Genomic DNA, 7,340 nt, shown 5'->3' on the forward strand with positions numbered 1-7,340 from the left:
CCTGGCTCATTCATCTGAGATATGTAACTAAAAAATCCTTGAAAAATAAGGAAAAAAGACTTGACTAAATAGGGAGGTTGAGATTTCATGGTTAACATATTTCCTAAAGATATAATGGACTGTATGAAAGGTTGTATTTTGTCTATTTTTTGGCCTAAGATTCTATAGATCCAATAAACTTCCGTCCGGATTTTGTGATGGGCGGCTACAATACCTCGTTGCTGGAAGGGGGCAATGCGTATTTATTTACGGCGCCTAATGTACGGCAGCAGTCCCGGCCATACTTGGTTACATCGTCTGGCTCCTGAAACGCCAGAAACGGGACAGGGATGCTAATAGCACGGGCACGATGCTTTTATTAAGGGTGCAGCTTATCGAATACCATGACAAATACATGAAGCTGGGGAGCATCCCGTCCTATGCTTATGAGAATTTCGTGGAGATGTATCAGGCGTACCATGAGCTTGGCGGAAACGGGATGGTGACAACCATTTGGTGATGTAGTGGCAGGCTACATTAACCATGACAGGGATAAAAAGGAAATAACAAACTCTGTCAATGAACACACTCCCTCCGTTGCCGGATTGGGTATGACAACGGAAACAGCATAGCATAAATGTATATGATACGACAAGAGTATCTGCAAAACAGCACCACTCAGAAATGGGCAGTGTTTTTAGTACTGCAAAAATGCAACGGGAAAGGAGAGCCATATGACACATAAAATCATTAACGCTATCAGCTCCAGGAACGTCCCCTGCTGGGGCAGCCGGAAAAAATATATCGCCGTCCATTACCTGGGGGTAGCGGGACAGGCGCACGACCTGGCATCGGACGGATGCGGGGCGCACTTCTACATTTACTGGAACGGGACGATTTACCAGCGGTGCAGCCTGGATGCCGTGCCCTGGGCGGTAGGCACGGCAGGATATTACACCCAGAAGCCTCCGGAAGCCCGGAACAGCAATACCATCAGCATTGAGATGTGCTGCAAGTGTGATGGGAATGCGGCCAGCGCAGAGGATAAGAAATGGTACTTCACGAAAGAGACACAGGACGCATGTGCGTGGCTGGTTGCCGGGCTCCGCCATGACCTGGGCATCCCGTCCGTGAACGTGCTCTGCCATTACGACATCGTAAACAAGACCTGTCGGGCTCCATATGTGCATAACAACGGGTATAAGACAAGCTGGACGTGGGCAACGTTCAAACAGAGGGCAGAAGAATATTTCAGTGCTGGACAGAAACTGGAGCTGAAACCCGGCATGAAAGTGAAGCTGACGCAGGATATTGCCATCCGGGACGAGGTATAAAACAGCCTGATAAATGTGAACGGTTAGCAATACATTAGCAACAAAAAAGCCTGAAAAACCGCATAAAACCGTGGGCTCGTTTAACTTATAGTTAAAAAAATATTTTTTCGGTTAACAACTGCTCAATTGTTTTTTGGGAAATACACAAGTATAATAAAGTCAACAAAAGCTTTTGTGCCATTCTCAATAAGGAGGCTTCTATTATGCCTATGAACTTAGTTATACAAGAAAGAAGAAAAGAATTAGGACTCACGCAGGAACAAGTTGCAGAATATCTCAATGTGTCTATTCCGGCAGTCAGTAAATGGGAAAAAGGAACAACCAGTCCAGGTATTTCGTTTTTGGCTCCGTTAGCCCGATTACTAAAAATTGACTTAAACACACTTTTTTGTTTTCACGAAGATATAACACAACAAGAAATTGGTTTGCTCTGCAAGGAGATCGGAAAAATTGTTGGAAATAAAGGACTCGAAGAAGGGTTTGCAGCAGTAGGGCAAAAGCTCCACGAGTATCCTCACAATGAGAGACTCATGCATGTTCTTACATTCCAACTGGATGGACTTCTTTCCATGTCCGACTTGACTGTAGATGAAATGCGCCCCTATGAGGAGCAGATCCTTGAATGGTATCATCGACTTGCTGGGAGTACAGACGTAAAAATAAGCAACAGCGCAAATTTTATGTTGGCAAGCAGATATCTTCGCAATGGAGAATATGAAAAAGCGCAGGAAACATTAGACTTAATGCCTGATAGAAACGAAATTGTCGACAGCATGGCTGATAAGTTTTGGCTACAAGTTGAAATTGATAAACATCAAGGCAAATCAGAGAAAGCGGCAGAAGATTTGCAGAGAGAATTACATTTGGCTCTCAACAAGGTTCAGTTGCTGTTATACAAAATGGTGAATATTGAGTTAGAGTGCGGCGAACTTCTCACTGCAAAAAAGATAGCAGATAAATCGGCACAGATGGTCACACTTTTTGAAATGTGGAAATATAGCGCATTTACTGCACCATTGGAAATCGCCTTTGCGGAAAAGGATGCCGATAAATGTATTTGCATCTTGAGAGAAATGCTTGCGGCAATGCGTGAACCATGGAATATGGATAAAACCTTATTATTTAATCGCATACCTGCGCAAGCGACTAAACCAGAGCAAATGATTCCTGTAATCCTTTCTGCAATGGAAAAAGAATCTCTGTTGCAAAACTCCTCAGAGTTTCAAGAGCTAATCACAGAGTATGAACGATTCAAGGGTAGGAAATAGACCGTATGATAATGAAAACAGAATGGATAATCTGTCCCGTCTGGGGAGAAAAACACACAATATGATACGGACGGATATGGTAGTTTCCTTTTGTTGGATAAAGATGATAAGCCGAAAGTAGCGTTGCATATCGAAAATGAAATGCGTTGGGCAATGAAGAAATACAAGAAGCTGCACCCGGATAAACCATTGCCCCATATTACGCCCCATGTGTTCCGCCATACATTTTGTACCAACATGGCAAATGCGGGCATGGATATCAAGAACCTGCAATATGTAATGGGACATTCTGATGTGGGCGTTACACTGAATGTTTACACTCATGCCAGCTTTGACCGTGCTGCGGAGCAAATGGCGAGAATCATTGATTTGAGCAAGCAACGAGGAAAACACATTGCTTGCAAATGTGTTTGACGAGTGCCGGACAACGCAGGAGAATCCTGCGTGTAAAGATACCGATATGCAAGGAAAACAAAGAAAATCAAGTTGAAAAATACACCAATCTACTACACCACTTACTACACCATTTGCCCATAAATTTGCGTAGATTTACATAGATTTGCGTGAGATAAGGGCAAAATACAAAATTGAAGAAAAGTGCCAAGAAGCCCTCCACATATATCAAGGTTTAAAGGCTTATGAAAGGATAAATCCAAAATGATAAAAATATTATTCGTCTGCCACGGCAGGAAGCGAACACAAGCCTTGAAATGCTGATGTTTTCTAGGAAAAATGCTGATTGGCAGAGGAATTTACAGAAGTTTTACAGAGAATCAAATAACAGTAAGAAGTCTAGTGCAAAAGAAAAAGTTAAAAAATTGAAAAACAGGTTGATTATTTCTCATAATCTGTATATACTGTGAGTAGAAGTAAATGTTTGCCGCTTGCTGATGGTGCGGGGTATAAGTGATTCAGTTCGTAAATGATGCCACTTGCTATACAGGTGGGGTATAAATGGTATAGTGCGTAAATGCTCCCCATCGGCTGATGTCGGTGGGGATTTGCATAATATGAAGTTTGCCCAAAGGAGAATATTACAGTATATGGAGATACGGCAGGGATATTCTTATCATATCAAAGATGAATTTTTTGATAAGGTGCAGGATAAATACTTGATGAGCAATAAAGAAAATGGAAATTATCGTCCACATTTCTATGCAATACAGGATAAAAAGAATCAAGACCTTTATTGGATGATCCCCATAAGTTCACAGGTAGAAAAGTATAAGGTCATTATAGAAAGGAAGAAAAGAAAATATGGAAAATGCAATACAATAATTATTGGTAAATTTGCAGGAAAAGAGAATGCATTTTTGATTCAGAATGCTTTTCCCATTATTGCAGAATTTTTTGATCATATACATACAGTTGATGGGAAGCCGATAACAGTACATAATGAATTGAACAGGATTCTTACGGAAAATTTAGGGGAAGTGCTTGCATTGTATAACCGTGGGATTCATTTGATCTTTACGGATATTGATAAGGTAAGGACTATTATGGAACAGGAATTTGAAAATACTGGATGTCAGTAATGCCATTGCTTGTAAAGATGCGAGTAATGGCATTTTTTAGTCGGGATAGTTTACATTTGATTTGGCAGCAGTATTTTATAAAAAGTGTATATCTATTGTATTCATGTGTCGGCGTAAAAAATGAAATGTTAAAGTATTGATAATATTTTTTTGTTTGGAAATTATATAATTCTACCGAACAATGCTAAAATGTGTTAATATTAGAAAAGCAAGGGAAATCAAGCTTTTCAGGAATTATGTGTATTAAAATATACAATAAAAAATAGCGGAAAGTATTGAAAATACTGGTTTCTATCGAACTATTGCAGAAAATGTTATGATTATAGCAAAATAGTCTTGAAATTCTTATAAAACGGCTGTTATTACTTATTCATCGAACGTATGTTTTAATAGATGGAATAGCGAAACAATGCTGATTTTAGCCATTGTCGAACGTACTCCCGAAAGAACATTATTCTTCAGGACGCTTATATTCGATCAACTCTCCTGCCCCTATATTGAGATACCAACACAATTTACAAATCAAGCCAGTATCAAAACGACTAACATCATCACGGCAGTATTTGTTAAAGTTGGTTCGGGGAATATCAAGGTCTTTACAAATCTTGTTTTTGCTGATACCTTTTTCCTGTAATATTTCGTTTATACGCATATGCAAATTACCATATTCCATAGAAGATTCTCCTTTACTTTTCTCTCATTATTTTATATAATGGGTAACAGAAATATAATTCACAGATATAACATTCATAGAAATGTTAGGTGCTTTGGAGATAAGCATGGAAAAAAACGAAATTAAAGACACGTTATTTGATGTACTGAATGATACTGATAATCTGCCGATACATGATATAGTGGTTGATGACCGGAACAATATAGTAAATGTTTATCTCACAGACGGTACAAGGTTCTCAATTCATGTAGAAAAATGTGGAATGTGGAGCGTTTGTGAGGTATAATAGAAGAAAAATATTTTGCGGAGGATTGACAGAATGTCTGTAGTCACAAAAAAGGAAGAAAAAGTTAATAAAGTTTTTGATTCCATGTCTGATATTCATGATATGCAGGAATTTAAAAATATATTTATAGAAATGTATCCTGACGATTGGAAAAGAATAATTAGTACATATAACAAAGAGGAACGAAAAGATACGAAAGGTAAAGGGCATCCAATGCCAAAGCCAGAGATTTATATGAGTAATATGTATAAGGTTGGCTTGAAAAAGAGACAGTCGGAAAGAGAGAAAAATAATGGCTTTAATTGAATGTCCTGAATGTGGTGGAAAAGTATCAGATAAAGCCCCTGCATGTATTCATTGTGGCTATCCTTTACAAGAACCTAAAGAAGAACAAGTACAGTATTGTCCATATTGTGGCAAACCAAATAGCATTGAAAGTACCTTTTGTGGCTATTGCGGGAAATCTTTTATTAAAAAAGAAGAAAAGAATGATTTGGTAGTAGTAGATTCAGATACAGAAGTAATGGATATTATGGATTATAAAAATGATTTGGATTTACCTACTGATATGGTGCGTTTGCAACAAGCACAAATTATTCAGCAACAAAGACAATTAGACGAACAAAGGCGGCAGTTTGCTGCACAAGCAAAATGCCCTAAGTGTGGTTCGACTTCTTTATCTGGTGGCAAACAAGGTTTCGGAGTTGGTAAAGCAGTTGCTGGAGCAGTATTGCTTGGGGGCGTTGGTTTATTAGCAGGTGGTATTGGTGCTAATAAGACAGTGATTACTTGCATGAATTGCGGTTATAAATTTAAGTTCTAGGAGGAAAGAAGAAATGAAATATTGTGCTAAATGTGGAAATCCTATGGAAGATGATATGATGTTCTGCCAGAAGTGCGGAACAAAGTTTGAAGGAATAGCGTCAACTGCTTTAAATAATATTGAAGTAAAACTTGCAAAGATGAAAAAATATAATTTAGTTATTGATGCGCAGACAATTTCATGGGAGTATCTGCGTGAAGACGGAGAACGTGCTGGGAATATAACAGTAAAGCAAGATAAATTATGCCAAGAACTCTCAGATTTAATTAAAGACATTTTGGAAAGTGTTTCAGACAATGACAGAGATTTAGTTGAAAGAGAAGTATATACTTATATTTTGCAAATGGGATATAGGATGTGTAAGGAGGGAGAGAAGTTATTTGCGAATTATTCTGGTTTTAAAGAATTATTTGATATGGGAAATGGTTTAGTTCAAAGTGGACAATTAGATGCCGGAACTTTTTTGGGACAGATGATGGAACAAGATTATGTATATAAGGTTATTGCAGGATTACAAGGACTGCATAGTTCTAGGATAAAAGAAATGTTAGATGAAAATGTAATCTATAATAATATGGAGTATAGAGGTCTGACTAAACAGTTAGCGCAAGCATTTAATGATATGTGGGTTAAGTGTATAAAGAGATATACAGATTTCTTTTTAAGTCCGGGAGAAGATTATATCAATCAAAACTGGGATATATATAATGTTTTGTTAAAAGGATTACCGTTATCGGTTGTTGATATGTTGGATGAACATGGTTGGCAACTTGCTTTAGATGATTGGGAAAAAAATCATAATGGTTGGCAGTACAAGCAGAATTTTATAAAAAAACGCGACCAACAAAGAGATGCCAAGAGAAAAAAGGAACAAGAAATTGAGGATAAGAAATATTGGGAATCTCATCCAGAGGAATTTGCAGAAACCAAAAAGAAGCAAGAAAGTATTGCAGAAATTAGGAAAAAAATTCAGAAAATGATAAAAGAAAAAGTTTCTGCTGAAACGGAGAAACGTCCATTTGATGATAAAAAAGAGGATATTCAGAGAGGGATTGATGAAAAGCAGAATCGTATAGAGAAATTGGGAAAAAAGATTTTTGGGAAGAAAAAAGCAGAAGAAGAAATTGAGGAAATAAAACCCCAAATAGAAAAATTAAGGAACGAACTGCAAGAAGTTAATGAAAAAATACAGGTTTATCAAAAATCAATATTTGATAAAGAGACAGAAATAAAAGCATTAGAACGAGAAATAAAAAATATAGAACAAGAAATTGAGAAACTTAGAAACAAATGAACATATAAAGGGATTACGGCAAAATACCGTAGTCCTTTTTTAATGCACATTTTATATATAGAAGAAATACCGTAAGCGCCTAAATGTTGGGCGGCTTGAATAGCCCCATTTGTTGCCCCATAATAGTAGAGAGTAGATTTTTGCTACT

Annotated in this window: 9 protein-coding genes and 1 pseudogene; 9 read left to right on the forward strand and 1 reads right to left on the reverse strand. The window is 37.6% G+C overall.

Translation table 11 applies throughout. From position 1 onward, the window contains the following. Positions 1-349: 349 nt before the first annotated feature. The 5 genes and pseudogenes from NFR99_RS14170 to cptIN all read left to right on the forward strand — a co-directional run bounded on the left by NFR99_RS14170 (position 350) and on the right by cptIN (position 4,116). Entirely contained in the window at positions 350-499 is a 150-nt protein-coding gene (locus NFR99_RS14170) for a hypothetical protein (protein ID WP_243126949.1), read from the forward strand. Between the two features lie 214 nt (positions 500-713). Further along, positions 714-1,313, forward strand: coding sequence for a peptidoglycan recognition protein family protein (locus NFR99_RS14175; protein WP_251353972.1), 600 nt, complete (start codon positions 714-716; stop codon positions 1,311-1,313). 203 nt (positions 1,314-1,516) lie between these two features. Beyond that, positions 1,517-2,581, forward strand: coding sequence for a helix-turn-helix domain-containing protein (locus NFR99_RS14180; RefSeq protein WP_120487272.1), 1,065 nt, complete (start codon positions 1,517-1,519; stop codon positions 2,579-2,581). Positions 2,582-2,656: 75 nt separating this feature from the next. After that, positions 2,657-2,995 (forward strand): annotated as a pseudogene (locus tag NFR99_RS14185) (tyrosine-type recombinase/integrase); the annotation flags it as partial. 629 nt (positions 2,996-3,624) lie between these two features. Further along, positions 3,625-4,116 (forward strand): type III toxin-antitoxin system CptIN family toxin, encoded by a 492-nt coding sequence (gene cptIN, locus NFR99_RS14190; protein WP_251353974.1) that lies wholly within the window; start codon positions 3,625-3,627, stop codon positions 4,114-4,116. Positions 4,117-4,567: 451 nt separating this feature from the next. On the opposite strand, the gene NFR99_RS14195 is transcribed toward cptIN, so the two are convergent. Then, positions 4,568-4,789, reverse strand: a complete 222-nt coding sequence (locus NFR99_RS14195) for a helix-turn-helix domain-containing protein (protein ID WP_251353975.1) — start codon at positions 4,787-4,789, stop codon at positions 4,568-4,570. 106 nt (positions 4,790-4,895) lie between these two features. Between NFR99_RS14195 and NFR99_RS14200 the strand changes: the two genes are divergently transcribed. The 4 genes from NFR99_RS14200 to NFR99_RS14215 are packed head-to-tail and all read left to right on the forward strand — an operon-like array spanning position 4,896 to position 7,192. Continuing rightward, entirely contained in the window at positions 4,896-5,075 is a 180-nt protein-coding gene (locus NFR99_RS14200) for a hypothetical protein (RefSeq protein ID WP_251353976.1), read from the forward strand. Between the two features lie 33 nt (positions 5,076-5,108). Continuing rightward, a complete protein-coding gene (locus NFR99_RS14205; RefSeq protein ID WP_251353977.1) occupies positions 5,109-5,381 on the forward strand; it encodes a hypothetical protein in 273 nt (90 codons plus the stop codon). Then, the gene (locus tag NFR99_RS14210) at positions 5,368-5,898 is read left to right on the forward strand and encodes a zinc ribbon domain-containing protein (protein WP_251353978.1); all 531 of its coding nucleotides are present in this window, start codon (positions 5,368-5,370) and stop codon (positions 5,896-5,898) included. The genes NFR99_RS14205 and NFR99_RS14210 overlap by 14 nt, the downstream gene beginning before the upstream one ends. Positions 5,899-5,911: 13 nt before the next feature. Continuing rightward, positions 5,912-7,192, forward strand: coding sequence for a zinc ribbon domain-containing protein (locus NFR99_RS14215; RefSeq protein WP_251353979.1), 1,281 nt, complete (start codon positions 5,912-5,914; stop codon positions 7,190-7,192). The last annotated feature ends 148 nt before the right edge of the window (positions 7,193-7,340 follow it).

The organism is Hominisplanchenecus murintestinalis (assembly GCF_943193015.1).
Taxonomy (GTDB): Bacteria; Bacillota; Clostridia; order Lachnospirales; family Lachnospiraceae; genus Hominisplanchenecus_A; species Hominisplanchenecus_A murintestinalis.

Bases quoted from the DNA above. Each gene is read 5' to 3' on its own strand.
- NFR99_RS14170 (WP_243126949.1), top strand. From the start codon at position 350: ATGCTTTTATTAAGGGTGCAGCTTATCGAATACCATGACAAATACATG.
- NFR99_RS14175 (WP_251353972.1), top strand. From the start codon at position 714: ATGACACATAAAATCATTAACGCTATCAGCTCCAGGAACGTCCCCTGC.
- NFR99_RS14180 (WP_120487272.1), top strand. From the start codon at position 1,517: ATGCCTATGAACTTAGTTATACAAGAAAGAAGAAAAGAATTAGGACTC.
- cptIN (WP_251353974.1), top strand. From the start codon at position 3,625: ATGGAGATACGGCAGGGATATTCTTATCATATCAAAGATGAATTTTTT.
- NFR99_RS14195 (WP_251353975.1), bottom strand. From the start codon at position 4,789: ATGGAATATGGTAATTTGCATATGCGTATAAACGAAATATTACAGGAA.
- NFR99_RS14200 (WP_251353976.1), top strand. From the start codon at position 4,896: ATGGAAAAAAACGAAATTAAAGACACGTTATTTGATGTACTGAATGAT.
- NFR99_RS14205 (WP_251353977.1), top strand. From the start codon at position 5,109: ATGTCTGTAGTCACAAAAAAGGAAGAAAAAGTTAATAAAGTTTTTGAT.
- NFR99_RS14210 (WP_251353978.1), top strand. From the start codon at position 5,368: ATGGCTTTAATTGAATGTCCTGAATGTGGTGGAAAAGTATCAGATAAA.
- NFR99_RS14215 (WP_251353979.1), top strand. From the start codon at position 5,912: ATGAAATATTGTGCTAAATGTGGAAATCCTATGGAAGATGATATGATG.